Origin of the sequence: Paraburkholderia sp. GAS334 (assembly GCF_050436625.1) — a bacterium.
Taxonomy (GTDB): Bacteria; Pseudomonadota; Gammaproteobacteria; order Burkholderiales; family Burkholderiaceae; genus Paraburkholderia.
The window spans coordinates 331,758-348,160 of the sequence record NZ_JBNDMO010000004.1 but is presented as its reverse complement, the minus strand read 5'-3'; the positions used below and the strand labels follow the sequence as shown (position 1 = coordinate 348,160).

The window sequence follows — 16,403 nt, the reverse complement described above, 5'->3', positions numbered from 1 at the left end:
GCATCACAGGTCGGCTCAGCCTGCGGATGGCGATTGTGCAGGCTGACGCCGACCTTGCCAGATACCCAGCGCATAGACGGCCAGCGCGCCGCTGGTGATTGCGAGCTGCCACATCAAACTGTCGCTGCCAAGCGCCTGCATGACAACGCCGGCCACCAGCGGCCCGGCTATTGAACTCGCGGTAAAGGCGAGCGAAACCAGCCGCATGCTGCGGGCGAGCGTCGCGGTATCACCCGCCGCAACCGCATACATGCTTAGCGTGAGAAGCGCGGTGCTCATGCCGCCAAGCAGGATCGCGCAAATCAGCTGCGACACGGACGACGGCGCGGCAAAGCCAAACGCAATGATGGCCAGCGTATCGGCAGCGCCGAACGCGATCACCGATGCGGTCAGGCCTGCGCGATCGGCGAGCCATCCAACCGGATACTGGAATGCCATTGCTCCGACGCCAAAGAGCATGAGCAGGGTTGCCGTCTGCGTGTTACCCAGTCCACGTCCCGCCGCGAAGAGTGGAAACAGCCCATAGAGCGTGCCATCGCTCAGACCCGCGACCACACCGACCAGCATGCCAAACGAAACGAGCGTGCCGATGCGTGCCGAGGGCTTGTCTGCGAGACGCGGCACTGCCTTTTGTGCTGATGCAGGCGACCATGCACTTCCCGTCAGGCAAAGCGGAATGGCAGCGGCGAACGTGAAGGCCGCGCCCGCAATAAACGTCATACGTCCATCGACGCCGCACCATGCCGCGAATGCCGGCGCGATGACACCGGCAGTTGCGATCAGCGTTTCATGAAAACCGACGACACGTCCACTCGATTCGGCCGGCACCAGGCTGTAGAGCCATGTTTCGTTGGCGATCCAGCGCAGGCCGATGCCGAAGCCGATCAGTGCGCCCGGCGCCATCCACAACGGCCAGCCCAGCATACCCATCGTGGCGAATGCGACGATGCTCGAAGCAAGGCCGGCGAGTACCGTCGATCGTGGGCCAAACCGCTCAACGAGCGGAGGAGCCGCAAGCAGGCCAGCCAGAATGCCTGCCCATTGCGCGGCCGAGAACAGCCCGGCGCGCGGCGCGTCAATTCCTTGATGCACGAGCCATACCGGCAGCACGATAAAGCCCATGCCGAACTGGCCGATCTGCGAGAGCATCGACACGACATTGAGCGCAGCGATGGCGCGCCACGGCGTGGTCTGACGCGAGGTCACGATTGACTCCGCGCAGGCATCGGTAAGCCCAGGTCGCGACATTCGACCGGGCACCCTGCCTTGAGGCAAGGACCGTCGTCGCACAGGCGGCACAACTGCATGGCGTGCGACGCGTCGCGGGTTTCGTGCCAGAGAATCTTGATGAGAAGGTTTTCGAAGATCTGGCGCTCGTTATCTTCAAGGCGGCCCACAATACGCTTCAGCATGCGTTCGCGCACAAGCCGCAAGCGATTTGCCTCGCGTTTACCTGTGGACGTGAGGGCAAGCGCGACGGACCGTTTGTCAGGCCCCGGTTTCTTGTCAACGAGACCCGCGTCGACAAGGCCGGCAACCGCGCGCACCGCAGCCGGGTGCGAAAGCTCAACGGCATCGCGCAGCAGCTCGATCGACGAATCCGGATACATGCCGATCGCATTGAGCATCGCGCGGGACGTGGGGCCGGCTAGCGCCTCATGCGTGTCCTGAGCGTTCATTTCGTCAGTGACGAGAAGGGCAAGTACGCCCAGCAGATTCTCTGTGCGCTGCGTCATGAAAGCACCTCGATATGTGCGTCGTGCATATATGCAGTATGCACACATCGAAGTGGAAATTCAAGGTTCGGCTGCGAATTTTGCGCAGGCGTTAATCGAGGCGCGTGGTGAGACTTGCCATGACGTACGAAGCATGTCGAAAATCGCGGATCGAAACGATGTGATCATCGGCCCAGTCGAGCAGGATGATATAGGCGACGGGCGTGGCTGCGATTTCCGGATCGCACGCCAGCAGGGCCGGATAGTTCTCTGCCCAGCCAGGTATCAACCGGCAGCCATGAACCTGCTGGTAGCGCGTGAAATAGACCGAGACATCCTTGCGACCCCTGAGGCGGGTCCTGCTCACGAGATCGAGGCGTACTTCTTCCGAAAGCAGATCGCGTAGTGCGTCAAAGTCGCGGGCATTGAAACGGTCCGCGTATGCACGCAGTCGCTCGCGGTCCACTGAAGCAAGCGGGGGCGGCGGGTTGGCCGGGGCATCCACGAGTTCGCGAAGCCGGACGCGCCCCCGGTGCAGGCCGGCCTTGACCGCCGGCACGCTAACGCCAAGGATATGCGCGGTTTCCGTAAGCGAGTAGCCGAGCACATCGACGAGCACTACACTCGATCGCTCGATCACGGATAGATGCAGAAAGGCCGCCAGGCTGGCCGTCGCCACCACTCGCGCATCGGCGTGTGCGCTGTGATCTACCGGTTCGGGAAGCAGATCATCAAGCGGCTCCAGTCCGTGCCGTTTGCGGCGGCGCAGTGCGTCCAGCGCGGCATTGTGGGCGATGCGCAGGAGCCAGCTTTCCGGGCGTTCGATTTCTCCCGTGACGGGAAACGCCGCTACCGCACTGGCGAGCGCGTCCTGAACGATGTCTTCGCCCTCGAACGGCGATCCGATCATGCGAGTGCAATAGCGGTGCAGACGCGGCCGCATCGCTTCCATCAGTTGGGTTAATCCGTCCAGATCCAAGGCGTCGGGCTCCCTTTGGCGCTACCGGTCAATATCGAATAGACGTTCGATGCGAGTGAAAGGATGCGCCTCGTAGAAAATTTTTCGTGACCGGGCATCCTTCGATACGTGACGGTCGTCTGTCTGATAGACGGCGCATATCTGTGCCGCCCATCATGACAGGAGAAAGACCATGCAACGTATCGCTCTGGTGCGCTATGTCGTCAAACCGGAAAAGGGGGCAGAAAACGAGGCGCTAGCGCGCGCGGTGTTTGACGCGCTCCGGGCTTCGGCGCCTGAACACCTTGCCTATGCATTGTTCAGGAAGGATCTGGAATTCGTGCACGTCTTCATGAATCTTGGCGCGGACGATTCCACCGCGCTCACGGAGCTTCCAGCGTTCAAGGCGTATTCGAAAGATATCGCCGCGCGTTGCGAAGCGCCAGCGGAGGTCACGCGCTTTAGTCTCTCGCTGGTGGATTCTTATGGGGTGGCCAGTTAAGCCGTCTGCGAGGAGTTCAGCGCTTCAGGCTGACGTGGCGGCGTCAGCGTGAAGAATGCAGAACCAGGGCGAAGCCTTTACGCAAGCGCCACCCGTATCACGACGAAGTCATCTGCGCTGGCCGACATCCCCTTTCAGGACTTAGCCTTCGCAAGAATCGCTGGCGTATCAGGCGCGCCCATCTTGTTCGCTGCATCCAGCGGCGTAAACCCGCCGGCATCGCGCGCGTTGGGGTTAGCACCGTTTGCGATCAGCAGATCGACGATCTCCGTGCGATTGAACATCGCGGCGATCATGAGCGCCGTGCGGCCATCGGGCGAGGCGCCTTCGACATCCGCACCATGAGCGAGCAACGTTTCGACAACGCCTTTGAACCCTTTGAACGCCGCGCCCGCAATCGGCGTCTGCCCGTTGTCGTTACGCAGATTCGGGTCCGCGCCGCGTTCCGCGAGCGTGCGCACCGCGTCGACGTGGCCGTGATACGCCGCGAGCATCAGCAGGCTGTCGCCTTTCTCATTGCGAAGATTCGGCGGCACGCCTTTCTCAATGACAACGGCGAGCGTGGCCGCGTCGCCGCGTCGCGCGAGTTCGAAGACTTCGCGCGCCACCTCGATGAGGTCAGGATCAACTTCCGTAGAAGGCTGCGGTGTTGCGGTTGGGTTGCGGTGATCAGTCAAAGTGGGCTCCTCCGTTGCGACCCGCCGTCAGGCGGCGTCGGGACTTCGGTCAGGATACTCATTTTATGTGAAAGGCGCGCACGGGCCGCCTTCGTCGTCAGGCTGCGCCCGCGCCCGATGCCTTGCGCGTACGCCGGGCGGTGGGTGCCGCATTGCCCGCATTTCCCACCTTCTGCGCCGCTTCTGCCGCTTCGAGCTGCCGCGTCGCCTCGCCGACGACATGGCGAAACTGCAGCAGCGCGCCAAGCGAAGCATCGGGCGGCTGCAGCGCTGACCACAACACGTCGATCAGACGATCAGCGGTGGCGTCGATATCGATCCGGCGATTGACCAGCGTGGCGTCCCAAAGCACATGTTCCATTGGCCCGAACACCATCGAGCGCAGCAACCGCAGCGGCACATCCTGCCGGATTTGCCCCGTTTCCTGCCCTTGCGCGAGCACCCGCATCAGCGGCGCCGTGTAACGACGCTGCAGGTCAACCAGCGCTTCACTGAGTTCGTGCTGACGTGCACGGCCTTCCGACAGCACGAGCGAACACAGCCCCGTGCCGTTGACGAGCATCAGCCGCAGATGCATCCGCACGATGAACGCAAACTGCTGACGAACAGTGCCGTCGCGCGGCAGGCCGGATTCGATGGCATCGATGATCTCGTCATACCAGTCGCCGATCACGCGTGCGCACAGTTCACGCTTCCCGCGGAAATAACTGAATACAGTAGCCTCGGAAACGCCGAGACGCTGCGCGATTTCAGACGTCGTCGCCCGCTCGTAACCCTTTTCAGAGAAGACGTCGCGCCCCGTCTGAAGGATTTCCTTCACACGCTGTTGCGACTTGCGCCCGGCCGGCTGGCGGCGCGACGGAGGCAGTTCGGCCTTCAGGACGGCCATGATTTGAGTCCAGTTCAGTTTTGTGCGCTCAATGCGCCCGATGAAAACCATGTTAGCACGGCTACGAAGCCTTGAAGGGCGTATCGGAGATAACTGAGCCATACTCAAAAAAACTGTTGACGTATACGTAAATGTGGCGTGAAATTCGCCTTGAGCGGCTGAGCCTCATGGATCATGATGGGGACGGCCTGACAGGATCGCTGAGCCTCGCTCAGAAAGCCGGCCCGCCCAGCAGGACGGCCGCCATAGAATTCCAGGAGACATCAATGACTAATCTGCCCGGTTTGCAATTTCCGCTTGGTGAAGAGATCGAGATGCTGCGGGACAGCATTTCAGGGTTTGCTGCCAAAGAAATCGCCCCTCGTGCCGCGGAAATCGACCGCACCGATCAATTCCCGATGGACCTGTGGCGCAAATTCGGCGACCTGGGCGTGCTTGGCATGACGGTTTCCGAAGAGTACGGCGGCGCAAACATGGGCTACACCGCGCACATGGTCGCGATGGAAGAGATCTCGCGTGCGTCGGCGTCAGTCGGTCTGTCATATGGCGCGCACTCCAACCTGTGCGTGAACCAGATCCACCGCAACGGCACCGAAGCGCAGAAGCAGAAATATCTGCCGAAGCTGGTGTCGGGCGAACACATCGGCGCGCTCGCGATGAGCGAACCTAATGCCGGCTCGGACGTAGTTAGCATGAAGCTGCGCGCCGAAAAGAAGGGCGACCGCTATGTGCTGAACGGCACCAAGATGTGGATCACGAACGGGCCGGACTGCGACACGCTCGTTGTCTACGCAAAGACCGATATCGAAGCCGGTCCGCGCGGCATCACCGCGTTCATCGTCGAGAAAGGCATGAAGGGCTTTTCAGTCGCGCAGAAGCTCGACAAGCTCGGCATGCGCGGTTCGCACACGGGCGAACTCGTGTTCGAAAACGTCGAAGTGCCTGAAGAAAACATCCTTGGCCAGCTGAACGGCGGCGTGAAAGTGCTCATGAGCGGGCTCGATTATGAGCGCGCCGTGCTGGCTGGCGGCCCGACGGGCATCATGGTCGCCGTCATGGATTCGGTCGTGCCGTACATCCACGACCGCAAGCAGTTCGGCCAGTCGATCGGCGAATTCCAGCTGATTCAGGGCAAGGTCGCGGATATGTACACCACGTTGCAGGCGTGTCGCGCGTATCTGTACGCGGTCGGTCGTCAGCTCGACACCATCGGAGGGGAGCATGTGCGCCAGGTGCGCAAGGATTGCGCGGGCGTGATTCTTTATACGGCCGAAAAGGCGACGTGGATGGCGGGTGAAGCGATCCAGATTCTGGGCGGCAATGGCTACATCAACGAGTACCCGGTGGGGCGTCTGTGGCGCGACGCCAAGCTGTATGAGATCGGCGCAGGCACGAGCGAAATCCGTCGCATGCTGATCGGCCGCGAACTGTTCGCGGAGACGATGTAAGTTGGACTACCCGGCGAAACGGAGAGCCACGCGATGCCGATCATTGAAACAAAGCTGAATCCACGCTCGGATGATTTCCGCGCAAACGCGGCCGCGCTCGAAGCGCTGGTTGCCGATCTGAAAACGAAGATCGAAAAACTGTCGCTGGGCGGTGGAGAAGCGGCGCGTGACAAGCACGTGTCGCGCGGCAAGCTGCTCCCGCGCGACCGCATCGCGCAACTGCTCGACCCAGGCACGCCGTTTCTCGAACTGTCGCAACTCGCGGCATTCGGTATGTACGGCAACGACGCGCCGGGCGCGGGCGTCATCACGGGCATTGGGCGCATTGCGGGTCAGGAATGCGTGATCGTTTGCAATGATGCGACCGTCAAGGGTGGCACTTACTACCCGATAACGGTGAAGAAGCACGTGCGTGCGCAGGAAATCGCTGCGGAAAACCGCTTGCCGTGTGTGTATCTCGTCGATTCGGGCGGCGCGAATCTGCCGAATCAGGACGACGTGTTTCCCGATCGTGATCACTTCGGTCGCATTTTCTACAACCAGGCGAACCTGTCGGCTGAAGGTATTCCGCAGATCGCGGTTGTGATGGGCTCGTGTACCGCCGGCGGCGCATACGTGCCCGCGATGAGCGACGAGTCGATCATCGTCAAGAACCAGGGCACCATTTTTCTCGGCGGCCCGCCGCTTGTGAAAGCCGCGACGGGTGAAGTGGTGAGCGCTGAAGATCTCGGCGGTGGCGACGTGCATACGCGTCTGTCAGGCGTCGTTGATCATCTCGCGCAGAACGACGCGCATGCGCTCGCAATTGCGCGCAGCATCGTTGGTAATCTGAATCGCACGAAGCAGGCGCCACTCGCGCTGCGCGAACCGAAGCCGCCGCGCCATGACGTCAAGAGCATATATGGCGTGATTCCCGTCGATACGCGCAAGCCGTTTGATATCCGCGAGGTGATCGCGCGTGTCGTCGACGATTCCGCGTTCGATGAATTCAAGGCCCGTTATGGCACGACGCTCGTCTGCGGTTTCGCGCATATCTGGGGTCACCCGGTCGGTATCATCGCGAACAACGGCATTCTCTTTTCCGAATCCGCCCTCAAGGGCGCGCACTTCATCGAACTGTGCTGTCAGCGCAAGATTCCGCTCGTGTTCCTGCAGAACATCACCGGCTTCATGGTGGGCCGCAAGTACGAGAACGAAGGCATTGCACGCAACGGCGCGAAGATGGTGACAGCCGTCGCGACCGCGAAGGTGCCGAAGTTCACGGTGATCATCGGCGGGTCGTTTGGCGCCGGTAACTACGGCATGTGTGGCCGTGCGTATTCGCCGCGTTTCCTGTGGATGTGGCCGAACGCGCGCATTTCGGTGATGGGCGGTGAGCAGGCTGCGTCGGTGCTGGCGACTGTCAAGCGTGATGGCATCGAAGGCAAGGGCGGCACGTGGACTGCGGAACAGGAAGAAGCATTCAAGCAGCCGATCCGCGATCAGTACGAGCATCAGGGGCATCCGTATTACGCGAGCGCGCGCCTCTGGGATGACGGCGTGATCGATCCGGCGCAGACGCGCGACGTATTGGGTCTGGGTTTGTCGGCGTCGATGAATGCGCCGATCGAAGACACGCGGTTCGGCGTGTTCAGAATGTGATGCACGCGAAGGAGTCCAGCATCATGCAATACGAAAACGTGGACGTCGCGTTTGCTGGTCAGATAGCGACCGTGACGCTGAATCGACCTGACGTACGCAACGCATTCAACGAGGCAATGATCGCTGAACTGACAGCCGCGTTCGAATCGCTGAACGAACGCGACGATGTGCGTGCCGTCGTGCTGGCCGCGAACGGCAAGGCGTTCTGCGCGGGCGCGGACCTGAACTGGATGAAGAAAATGGCCGGTTTCTCCGACGAGGAAAACCGCGCCGACGCGATGCGTCTTGCGAACATGCTGAGCGCGATCTACCGCTGCAACAAGCCTGTGATCGCGCGCGTGAATGGCGATGTGTACGCGGGTGGCATGGGGCTGGTTTCCGCCTGCGATATCGTGATATCCGTCGATACCGCGCGCTTCTGTCTGTCCGAAGCACGTCTGGGCCTGATTCCCGCCACGATTGCACCGTACGTGATTCGCGCGCTCGGCGAGCAGGCTTCGCGCCGCTACTTCACCACGGCGGAGCAGTTCGATTGCGCGACTGCATTGCGACTGGGTCTCGTCAGCGAAATGATCAACGCCGATCAACTCGATGCCACCGTACAGCAACTTGCCGAAACGTTGTCTGAAAACAGTCCACATGCTGTGCGCGAATGCAAACAGCTCGTGCAGGACGTAGCAGGCCGCACGCTCGACGCCGCGCTGATCGAGGACACCGCAGCGCGAATCGCGCGCGTGCGCGCGAGCGTGGAAGGTCGCGAAGGCGTCGCGTCGTTCCTTGAAAAACGCGCGCCCGCATGGCGTACCTGATGCCTGCAAGTAACGCGGCGCGCATCCAACGACACCCAGCAGAAAGAACAGCCCGAGAGCGAGACACCTCATGTTCAACAAGATCCTGATTGCGAACCGGGGCGAGATTGCGTGCCGCGTCGCGGCCACGTGCAAGCGCCTTGGCATTGCGAGCGTCGCCGTGTATTCGGACGCGGACGCGCATGCGAAGCACGTCGCCGCGTGCGATGAGGCGGTCCATATCGGCGGATCGACGGTGGCGGAGAGCTATCTGCGTATCGAACGCATCATCGAGGCCGCGCGTGCCACCGGTGCGCAGGCCGTGCATCCGGGCTACGGCTTCCTGTCGGAAAACGAGGATTTCGCGCATGCGTGCGAAAAGGCGGGCATTGTCTTTATCGGCCCGCCGGTCAGCGCGATTGCCGCGATGGGCTCGAAGGCGGCAGCCAAGGCGTTGATGCATTCGGCTGCGGTGCCGCTCGTGCCGGGCTACCACGGCGACGATCAGGACACGACGTTGCTCCATCGTGAAGCGGACGCAATCGGCTATCCCGTGCTGCTGAAAGCGAGCGCGGGCGGTGGCGGAAAGGGCATGCGCGTGGTCGAGCGTAGCGAACATTTCGCAGCTGCGCTCGCTTCATGCAAGCGCGAAGCAGCAAGCAGCTTTGGCAACGATCGCGTGCTGATCGAAAAGTATCTGACACGGCCGCGTCACGTCGAAGTGCAGGTGTTCGCGGACCGTCATGGCGGCGCGGTGTGGCTGTTCGATCGCGACTGCTCGGTGCAGCGTCGGCATCAGAAGGTGCTGGAAGAAGCGCCCGCGCCTGGCCTTGATACATCGTTGCGTATCGCGATGGGCGAAGCGGCTGTTGCAGCGGCACGCGCGGTGGAGTACGTGGGCGCGGGCACCGTCGAATTCATCATGACGGGCGACGCGTTCTACTTCATGGAAATGAATACGCGTCTGCAGGTCGAGCATCCGGTGACGGAGATGGTGACGGGTCTCGATCTCGTCGAGTGGCAGTTGCGTGTTGCCGCCGATGAACCGTTGCCGCTGACGCAGGACGAACTACGCGTCGACGGTCACGCGATCGAAGCGCGTATTTACGCTGAAAATCCAGCACGGGGCTTTCTGCCGTCGACGGGCACGCTCAAGCATCTGCGCATGCCGGAAGGCGTCGAATTTACACTGGGTGATGCGGGTGTGCGCGCGCCGGTGCGGATCGATAGCGGGGTGCGCGAGGGCGACACGATCACGCCGTTCTACGATCCGATGATTGCGAAGCTGATTGTGCACGGCGCGACACGCGACGAAGCGCTCGCAAGGATGAATCGCGCGCTGCGCGAATGCGAAGTCGTCGGGCCGCACACGAACGTGGAATTCCTGCAGCGGATCGTGACCAGCGAACCGTTTTCGTCGGCGGATCTCGATACGGGCCTGATCGAGCGCCATCATGATGCGCTCTTTGCGCCGATGCAAAAGCCCTCCAGGGAAGCGCTCGCGCTTGCGTGCGCCGCGTTGCTGACGCGCGAAGGCGGTACGGCGCATGGTGCTTCGCCATGGGACGCGCTATCGCACTGGCGACTGAATGGCGGCTATACGCAGGCGCTTTCATGGCGCGAGATCGATAGCGAAACGGCGATTGCCGTCACATTCGCGCGCGACGGCGCAACGCAAACGCTCGATTACGCGGGCCGTCGCGACAGCTTCACGTGGTGGAGCGGCGAAGACGCGCATGAGTTCGGTGCGACCATCGGCGATTCGCGCGTCACAGGCCGCGTATTTATCGATGACGATACGTTTCACGTTTTCTGCCGCGGATCGGCGGTTGCGTTCGAATGGCAGAACCTGCTTGCGCATGCGGCGGACGCCGAGCACGGCGAAGGCAGGCTCACCGCGCCGATGCCGGGCAAGGTGATCGCGGTGCTGGTCGAACCGGGAGCGGTAGTGGAAAAGGGGACGCCGCTCATCGTGATGGAAGCAATGAAGATGGAGCACACGATCGGCGCGCCCGCAGCTGGAAAGATCGCCGAAGTGTTGTACGCGGTCGGCGATCAGGTCGCCGATGGCGCCCAGTTGCTGGTGATGGAAGTGGGTTGACCTCGCACGCGCTTCAGGCGAGGTGTGGATAACCGTAGGACAGCGCCTCGCTCTCCAGTTGTTCGACGCGGGCGTAGTCCGCCAGCGACAGCGTCGAAAAGCCCTTTAAACGCAGGCGTTTTGCACGGATGGGATCGCTACGCCGGGCATGATCCAGTGCGCTGCGAAGCGCCTCCACCACGGGCACTGGCACATGCCTGCTGGCAATCAGCGGCAGTCCCGGCGACGCCTGTGTCCAGCCAATATCCCGCACCGCTTGCGCGAGCTGCGGCAGCGTATCCCGTACGAAAGCCATTGTCACGCAATCGATCGCGGCAACATCAGCCCGATTTTCTGCGAGTGCCGTGAGTGAGCCGATATGCGAGCCGGTCTGAACCACGTCCGCAAAGAACGAGCCGTCGCGTGAAAGTGGCGCGATCGCGTGCCGCAGCGCATTCATCCCGCTGTTCGAATCATCCTGATTGAATGCGACGCGCAGGCCGCGCGATGCTTCAAGCGAGTGAACGGGCCCCTCTGCGCGCGTCACGATCACGCTCGAATAGTCCGCACCGACGCAACCCGGCGCATCGAAATGCGGTGTGGCAATCAACTGCACATGGTCGCGCAGGCCATGCATCAGCGGATAACCACATGTTTGCGAAATCAGGAGATCGGGGCGACGCCAGAATGCGTGCAGCGAATTATCGGGATCGACGATAAGTGCCTGCGGTGCCGCTTTACGCAGGACGTCGGCGAGAAACGCGCGCCAGTCAGCGGTCAGGGCGGGCGTCACGTTGTACATCGGAAGCGCTGTGATCCAGTTCATGTCGCAGATTCTGGCATATCAGCCGGCAAGCCGCGCGTTTTCATCGTTACTGACAGCGCCGATGGCATCGATCGACAACCGCGTCGCGAAGACGGTGCGAGCCGGCACGCCGTCGGCAAACGGATGCACGACGTGCGCGACAGGTTTTGAAATCTCTTGCGAACCTGCTGGCCTGAATGTACAGCCTCACGCGTTAGCGCGTCCGCGCGGTCCGGTCTCGCGCATGAACATCGCAAGCACCATTGCGAGCACGATGCCACCGAGCAGCCACGAGCCGGCTGCGCGGAACACCGGCAGGCTCATTGCGCCGCCGTTCGCGAAGTGGGTGAGCAGCTTGCCGTACGCGGGCGCGAGCAACGCGCTGAACGCGAACACCATGAAATTGATCCCGCCGGTGGCGCTGCCCTTCACGTTGTCCGGATTGACTTCCTTGATCACTGTGTAAGGCAGCATTGCCGCGCCGGAGCCGATGCCGAGCAGCAGGCCGAGCACGTAAGGCGGCGCCACGCCGGCCGGCAGATAGAAAATGCCCGCGCCCGACGCAAGCATGAGCAGTGCGCCGGCGATCAACACCGGCTTGCGGCGGCCCAGACGGTCAGACAGGTAGCCTAACAGTGGGCAGCCGATCACCCAGCCGAGCGGCACCATGCTCGCGCGATTGACGGCCTCCGCATAGCTGACGTCGAGACCGTTGCGCAGGAACGGAATGCCCCAGATCATGTCGCCTACCGTAGTCGGCAAGAACAGCAGGCCGGCGCAGAAACCGCAAAGGTACGACTGCGGATTGGACAGCACTTCCTTGTACGGCGCGAACATCTTCATCCACGAGCCCTGGCTGGCTGGGCTGTCGTCATGGGCTGCCGGCGTCGCGATGAGCACCAGCACGGCGATCAAAAAGATGACGAGGCCGGACAACCACCAGAACTGCTGCCACGTGATGAGGCCGTGAATGAGCGGCGCAACGGCGAACTGACCCGCGGAGCCGCCCAGCATGCCGAAGCATTGAGTAAAACCGACCGCCGTCGCGAGAGAACGCGGAGGAAAGCCGTGCGTGGCGAGATACACCGCGCCGATGAACCCACACGCCGAACCCGCGCCTTGCAGCAGGCGGCCGATCTGCGCGGCCTCCACGCTGCCCAGGCCGAACAGGGCCGCCCCGACGGCAACGAGAACGATGCCGGCCGGAATGACAGCCTTGCCGCCGAGTCGATCGAGCAACGCACCGCAAACGATCGAGAACAGCGCATAGGTGTAGTAGTACAGGCCAACGAGCGCGCCCACGCCCAGCGTATCCAGGGCGAACGCCGTACTCAACTCGGGAATCATCACGCCCGGCGCGGAACGCAGCATGTACTGCATGAAGTAGAACGCGGCACAGAAAAGCCAGGCGATGACGAAACCCATGTGTATGGGCTCGCGGTCTGATGGAATATTTACCGTGCTTACGACCTTGCTGGACATGGTTCGATTCCCTTTGAGTTGCCGATGTTCGGGACGGGTGACGTAACAAGTGAGGGGTTTGGATAACGGTCCCTGCACACTTACGGACCGCACTACCGGAACAGATTGACCTTCGCGAGATCGATGAGCTGCTGGCCTCGACCGTCCATGACGGCACGAAGCATAAACAGCCCAAAGTGATAAGTCTGGTCAGCGGTGGTCGCAGGAGGCATCACGAGCTCCTGGCGTGCACTCACTACGTCGACGAGAGCCGGACCCGGATGGGCGAATGCTTCGCGTAGGGCTCCTTCCAGCTCCGCAGGGTGCTCGACGCGCACGCCTTTGATTCCGATCGCATTGGCCATTGCGGCGAAGTTCGGATTTTTCAGGTCACATCCCGTATCAATGAACCCACTGGCCTTCATCTCCATTTCCACGAAACCCAGCGTTCCATTGTTAAGCACGACGACTTTGACCGGCAAACCTGTCTGAATCAGCGTGAGAAATTCACCCATCATCATGCTGAAGCCGCCGTCACCTGACATCGAGATCACCTGTCGGTCCCTGAAAGTCGCCTGCGCGCCAATCGAGTGCAACAGCGAGTTGGCCATCGAGCCGTGATTGAACGAACCAACCAGTCGTCGTTTGCCGTTCATCTTCAGATATCTGGCTGCCCATGCGACGGGGGTGCCGACGTCGCAGGAGAAGATGGCATCCTCGTCTGCGAGTTCGCTGACGAGCCGGGTTACGTACTGCGGATGGATGATGCTGCTGCCCGCTTCCGGCTCCGCCAGCGCATCCAGACTCTTGCGAGCCTTGCGATAGTCGTCGAGCGCGTGATTCAGGAAGCTGCTGTCCGCTTTCTCCTGAATCATTGGAAGAAGTTCATTGAGCGTATCCTTGACTGTTCCCAATACGCCGAGCTCTATCGGGCATCGATTGCCGAGCGCTTCCGCCCTTGTATCGACTTGCGCGATGGTCACCCCCTCAGGGTAGAACTGTCGATAAGGGAAGTCGGTACCCAACATCAGGAGCATGTCGCAACTCTTCATCGCGGCATAACCGGAGGCGAAACCGATGAGGCCCGTCATTCCCACATCGAACGGGTTATCATATTCGATGTACTCCTTTCCTCGCAGCGAGTGCACGATTGGCGCTTGCAGCTTGCGGGCGAGTTCTACGACTTCCGCGTGGGAATCCTTGCAACCCGCCCCACACAGCAACGTCACTCGCGACGACCGGTTCAAGAGACGTGCGAGTTCCGCGACGTCGTCGTTCGATGGGCGAATCACAGGAGCGGCAGGCGCGCTCCAGTTCGGCACAGGTTTTGCGAGTGGCCCGAGTGCCACATTTCCAGGTACGACGACAACAGCGACGCCGTTACGCGCAACTGCCGTCCGGATGGCGCGGCCCAGAATTTGCGGTAGCTGGTCGGGACTGTGAACGAGTTCGACGTAGTGACTACATTCCTTGAACAGCACTTCGGGGTGGGTAGCCTGAAAATAGTCGGTGCCGATTTCCGTACTTGGGATATGCGCGGCGATAGCGAGAACAGGAACACCGCTCCGATGGCAGTCGAACAAGCCGTTGATAAGGTGCAGATTCCCCGGACCGCAGCTCCCACAGCAGACTGCGAGTTGCCCCGTGAGATGAGCCTCGGCGCCAGCGGCGAAAGCCGCGCTTTCCTCGTGCCGCATGTGAACCCATTCAATCGAACCATCCCGGCGCAGGGAATCCGTGAATCCATTAAGCGAATCCCCCGCCACACCGAACACACGCTTCACTCCCGCATTTGCCAGTGCACCAACCATGTAGTCGGCAGCTATCGTTGCCATTTCATATCTCCATAGATTAGAAAATTACTACAAGCCGGATGCTTCCCTGAGAGACAAAAGAGACACATCCCGCGTGAGCGCGTCGTCCTTTGAGATGGGACGATGAAAACCTGAATGTTCTTGAGGATAGTTGGCGGGGCGAAGGACGGCTATTACATGAATCTGGAATCAGCCCAGCGAGGCTATTGGCGCTCGGCGCTTGTTGAGCAGAGACCAGGCACCTGGACGTGCCCCGGATTACATAAACATGCAATGTCTCGGCCGGGCACAACGGTATATGTTGTTTCTGCGGACGCTTGATCAAAGGGCGAGGCGTGACCATATCCAGGCTGACGTCGCGAGGTCTTCCAATAGCCAGCCTTTCAACTGGTCGCGCCAGGCGTGACACGGTATATCAGCGGGCCGGTGAGGCACGCAGGCATTTCTCTCATGCTTCGGCACGATCCGGCAGTACTTCGCGTTGTCCAGACATCATATGAACGCGGCGTGCAATCGTACCGTACTCCAGGAATGCTTCGCCGTATCGCGTGGTTGGACTGTCACTACCGCAGCCGATAAAGTTGTCTAATAAGGGATGGCGCAGATCAATCGCCCGCATGTGCTTCGCCAACCACCTTGCCGCGAAAGATGTAGTACTGGTACAGGTTATAGCCGATCATCACGGGAAAGATCAGCCCGATACCGGCGAGCATGAACGCGAGTGTCCGAGAATCGGAAGCGGCCTCGATGATGCCCAGCTTGCCGGGCACGAAGTCCGGGAACAGGCTCACCGCTAGACCGACGAACGACACGATGAAGAGGGCCACCGCGCCGCGGAACGGACCGCGCGCCGCGCCAAGATAGAGCGATGTCATGATGAAGGCGAACGCAAGCGCTGCTGCGAGGCCGAGCGCGATCAGCACATGCATGACGCCCGGCTGCGACCAGCGTTCGAGGCCGACGCCACCGAAGAACCAGGTCGCAGCCGTCAGCAGCACTGCGGCGACAACCGTCAGGACCGCGCTCAGCAACGCCATGCGCCGCGCCCATTGCTCAATCATGCCGACAGTTTTTGCCACCAGATACGTCGCGCCCAGCAACGCATAGCCCGCGACGACGCCGATCGCTGCCACGACGATGAACGCCCTGTTCAACTCGCCCGGCACGAAACCCGTGATGACCTTGCCGAGCACGACGCCCTGCGCGAGCGCCGCGATCAGGCTGCCAAAGCCGAACACCTTGTCCCACAGCGGACCGTGCTCGACGCTATGACGGAATTCGATCGTGGCTCCGCGCATGATGAGCCCGGCGATCAGCGCCATGATGGGCAGATAGAGGTCCTGCATCAGCTGTGCGTACGCGATGGGAAATGCACCAAACAGCCCGCCGCCAAGCACGACCAGCCATGTTTCGTTGGCGTCCCATACATGCCCGATTGACTGGACCATGACGTCGCGATCCGTGCGCCGCGAGCGCAGCAGACTCAGAATGCCGATGCCGAGATCGAAGCCGTCTGTGACAACGTAGAACACCAGCATCAGGCCGAGCAGGCCAAACCAGATATAGGCCAGCAGCGAATGGGCAGAGCTATCCATGAGGCAACCTCGTGAGCTGGGTAAGCGGCA

The 16,403-nt window shown here is 61.4% G+C and carries 14 protein-coding genes; 5 read left to right on the top strand and 9 right to left on the bottom strand.

Annotation, left to right across the window (positions count from 1 at the left end):
• Nucleotides 1-15: 15 nt before the first annotated feature.
• The 3 genes from P3T21_RS10495 to P3T21_RS10485 form a co-directional block, all read right to left on the bottom strand.
• Nucleotides 16-1,206 carry an MFS transporter gene (locus P3T21_RS10495; protein WP_429255862.1) on the bottom strand — a complete coding sequence of 397 codons (1,191 nt, stop codon included), beginning with the start codon at nt 1,204-1,206 and terminating at the stop codon, nt 16-18.
• The gene (locus tag P3T21_RS10490; RefSeq protein WP_429255861.1) at nt 1,203-1,736 is read right to left on the bottom strand and encodes a MarR family winged helix-turn-helix transcriptional regulator; all 534 of its coding nucleotides are present in this window, start codon (nt 1,734-1,736) and stop codon (nt 1,203-1,205) included. The genes P3T21_RS10495 and P3T21_RS10490 overlap by 4 nt, the downstream gene beginning before the upstream one ends.
• Nucleotides 1,737-1,827: 91 nt before the next feature.
• Nucleotides 1,828-2,694, bottom strand: coding sequence for a sigma-70 family RNA polymerase sigma factor (locus P3T21_RS10485; protein WP_429255860.1), 867 nt, complete (start codon nt 2,692-2,694; stop codon nt 1,828-1,830).
• Between the two features lie 172 nt (nt 2,695-2,866).
• Here P3T21_RS10485 and P3T21_RS10480 point away from each other — a divergent pair, with 172 nt between their 5' ends.
• Nucleotides 2,867-3,175, top strand: coding sequence for a hypothetical protein (locus P3T21_RS10480; RefSeq protein WP_429255859.1), 309 nt, complete (start codon nt 2,867-2,869; stop codon nt 3,173-3,175).
• 134 nt (nt 3,176-3,309) lie between these two features.
• Here P3T21_RS10480 and P3T21_RS10475 read toward each other — a convergent pair whose 3' ends face one another.
• Together P3T21_RS10475 and P3T21_RS10470 are read right to left on the bottom strand one after the other, a co-directional pair.
• Complete coding sequence (locus P3T21_RS10475; protein WP_429255858.1) at nt 3,310-3,852, bottom strand: ankyrin repeat domain-containing protein; 543 nt, start codon at nt 3,850-3,852, stop codon at nt 3,310-3,312.
• 97 nt (nt 3,853-3,949) lie between these two features.
• On the bottom strand, nt 3,950-4,744 hold the full coding sequence (locus P3T21_RS10470; RefSeq protein WP_429255935.1) for a TetR/AcrR family transcriptional regulator: 795 nt from the start codon (nt 4,742-4,744) through the stop codon (nt 3,950-3,952).
• 263 nt (nt 4,745-5,007) lie between these two features.
• Between P3T21_RS10470 and P3T21_RS10465 the strand changes: the two genes are divergently transcribed.
• From P3T21_RS10465 to P3T21_RS10450, 4 genes are all read left to right on the top strand, one after another.
• Complete coding sequence (locus P3T21_RS10465; RefSeq protein WP_429255857.1) at nt 5,008-6,189, top strand: isovaleryl-CoA dehydrogenase; 1,182 nt, start codon at nt 5,008-5,010, stop codon at nt 6,187-6,189.
• A 33-nt stretch (nt 6,190-6,222) separates the two neighbouring features.
• Nucleotides 6,223-7,830 carry a carboxyl transferase domain-containing protein gene (locus tag P3T21_RS10460; RefSeq protein WP_429255856.1) on the top strand — a complete coding sequence of 536 codons (1,608 nt, stop codon included), beginning with the start codon at nt 6,223-6,225 and terminating at the stop codon, nt 7,828-7,830.
• Nucleotides 7,831-7,853: 23 nt separating this feature from the next.
• Entirely contained in the window at nt 7,854-8,639 is a 786-nt protein-coding gene (locus P3T21_RS10455; RefSeq protein ID WP_429255855.1) for an enoyl-CoA hydratase/isomerase family protein, read from the top strand.
• Nucleotides 8,640-8,709: 70 nt separating this feature from the next.
• Nucleotides 8,710-10,719, top strand: a complete 2,010-nt coding sequence (locus P3T21_RS10450; RefSeq protein WP_429255854.1) for an acetyl/propionyl/methylcrotonyl-CoA carboxylase subunit alpha — start codon at nt 8,710-8,712, stop codon at nt 10,717-10,719.
• Between the two features lie 13 nt (nt 10,720-10,732).
• Here P3T21_RS10450 and P3T21_RS10445 read toward each other — a convergent pair whose 3' ends face one another.
• The 4 genes from P3T21_RS10445 to P3T21_RS10430 all read right to left on the bottom strand — a co-directional run bounded on the left by P3T21_RS10445 (nt 10,733) and on the right by P3T21_RS10430 (nt 16,373).
• Nucleotides 10,733-11,524 carry a phosphate/phosphite/phosphonate ABC transporter substrate-binding protein gene (locus tag P3T21_RS10445; protein ID WP_429255853.1) on the bottom strand — a complete coding sequence of 264 codons (792 nt, stop codon included), beginning with the start codon at nt 11,522-11,524 and terminating at the stop codon, nt 10,733-10,735.
• A 186-nt stretch (nt 11,525-11,710) separates the two neighbouring features.
• A complete protein-coding gene (locus tag P3T21_RS10440) occupies nt 11,711-12,985 on the bottom strand; it encodes an MFS transporter (RefSeq protein WP_429255852.1) in 1,275 nt (424 codons plus the stop codon).
• Nucleotides 12,986-13,077: 92 nt separating this feature from the next.
• Entirely contained in the window at nt 13,078-14,799 is a 1,722-nt protein-coding gene (poxB, locus tag P3T21_RS10435; RefSeq protein WP_429255851.1) for a ubiquinone-dependent pyruvate dehydrogenase, read from the bottom strand.
• Between the two features lie 584 nt (nt 14,800-15,383).
• On the bottom strand, nt 15,384-16,373 hold the full coding sequence (locus P3T21_RS10430; protein ID WP_429255850.1) for a cytochrome d ubiquinol oxidase subunit II: 990 nt from the start codon (nt 16,371-16,373) through the stop codon (nt 15,384-15,386).
• Between the last annotated feature and the right edge of the window lie 30 nt (nt 16,374-16,403).

Excerpts from the sequence above, each read along its gene's own strand:
- P3T21_RS10490 (WP_429255861.1), bottom strand. The coding sequence starts at position 1,736 with ATGACGCAGCGCACAGAGAATCTGCTGGGCGTACTTGCCCTTCTCGTC.
- P3T21_RS10480 (WP_429255859.1), top strand. The coding sequence starts at position 2,867 with ATGCAACGTATCGCTCTGGTGCGCTATGTCGTCAAACCGGAAAAGGGG.
- P3T21_RS10465 (WP_429255857.1), top strand. The coding sequence starts at position 5,008 with ATGACTAATCTGCCCGGTTTGCAATTTCCGCTTGGTGAAGAGATCGAG.
- P3T21_RS10460 (WP_429255856.1), top strand. The coding sequence starts at position 6,223 with ATGCCGATCATTGAAACAAAGCTGAATCCACGCTCGGATGATTTCCGC.
- P3T21_RS10455 (WP_429255855.1), top strand. The coding sequence starts at position 7,854 with ATGCAATACGAAAACGTGGACGTCGCGTTTGCTGGTCAGATAGCGACC.
- P3T21_RS10450 (WP_429255854.1), top strand. The coding sequence starts at position 8,710 with ATGTTCAACAAGATCCTGATTGCGAACCGGGGCGAGATTGCGTGCCGC.
- P3T21_RS10445 (WP_429255853.1), bottom strand. The coding sequence starts at position 11,524 with ATGAACTGGATCACAGCGCTTCCGATGTACAACGTGACGCCCGCCCTG.
- P3T21_RS10440 (WP_429255852.1), bottom strand. The coding sequence starts at position 12,985 with ATGTCCAGCAAGGTCGTAAGCACGGTAAATATTCCATCAGACCGCGAG.
- poxB (WP_429255851.1), bottom strand. The coding sequence starts at position 14,799 with ATGGCAACGATAGCTGCCGACTACATGGTTGGTGCACTGGCAAATGCG.
- P3T21_RS10430 (WP_429255850.1), bottom strand. The coding sequence starts at position 16,373 with ATGGATAGCTCTGCCCATTCGCTGCTGGCCTATATCTGGTTTGGCCTG.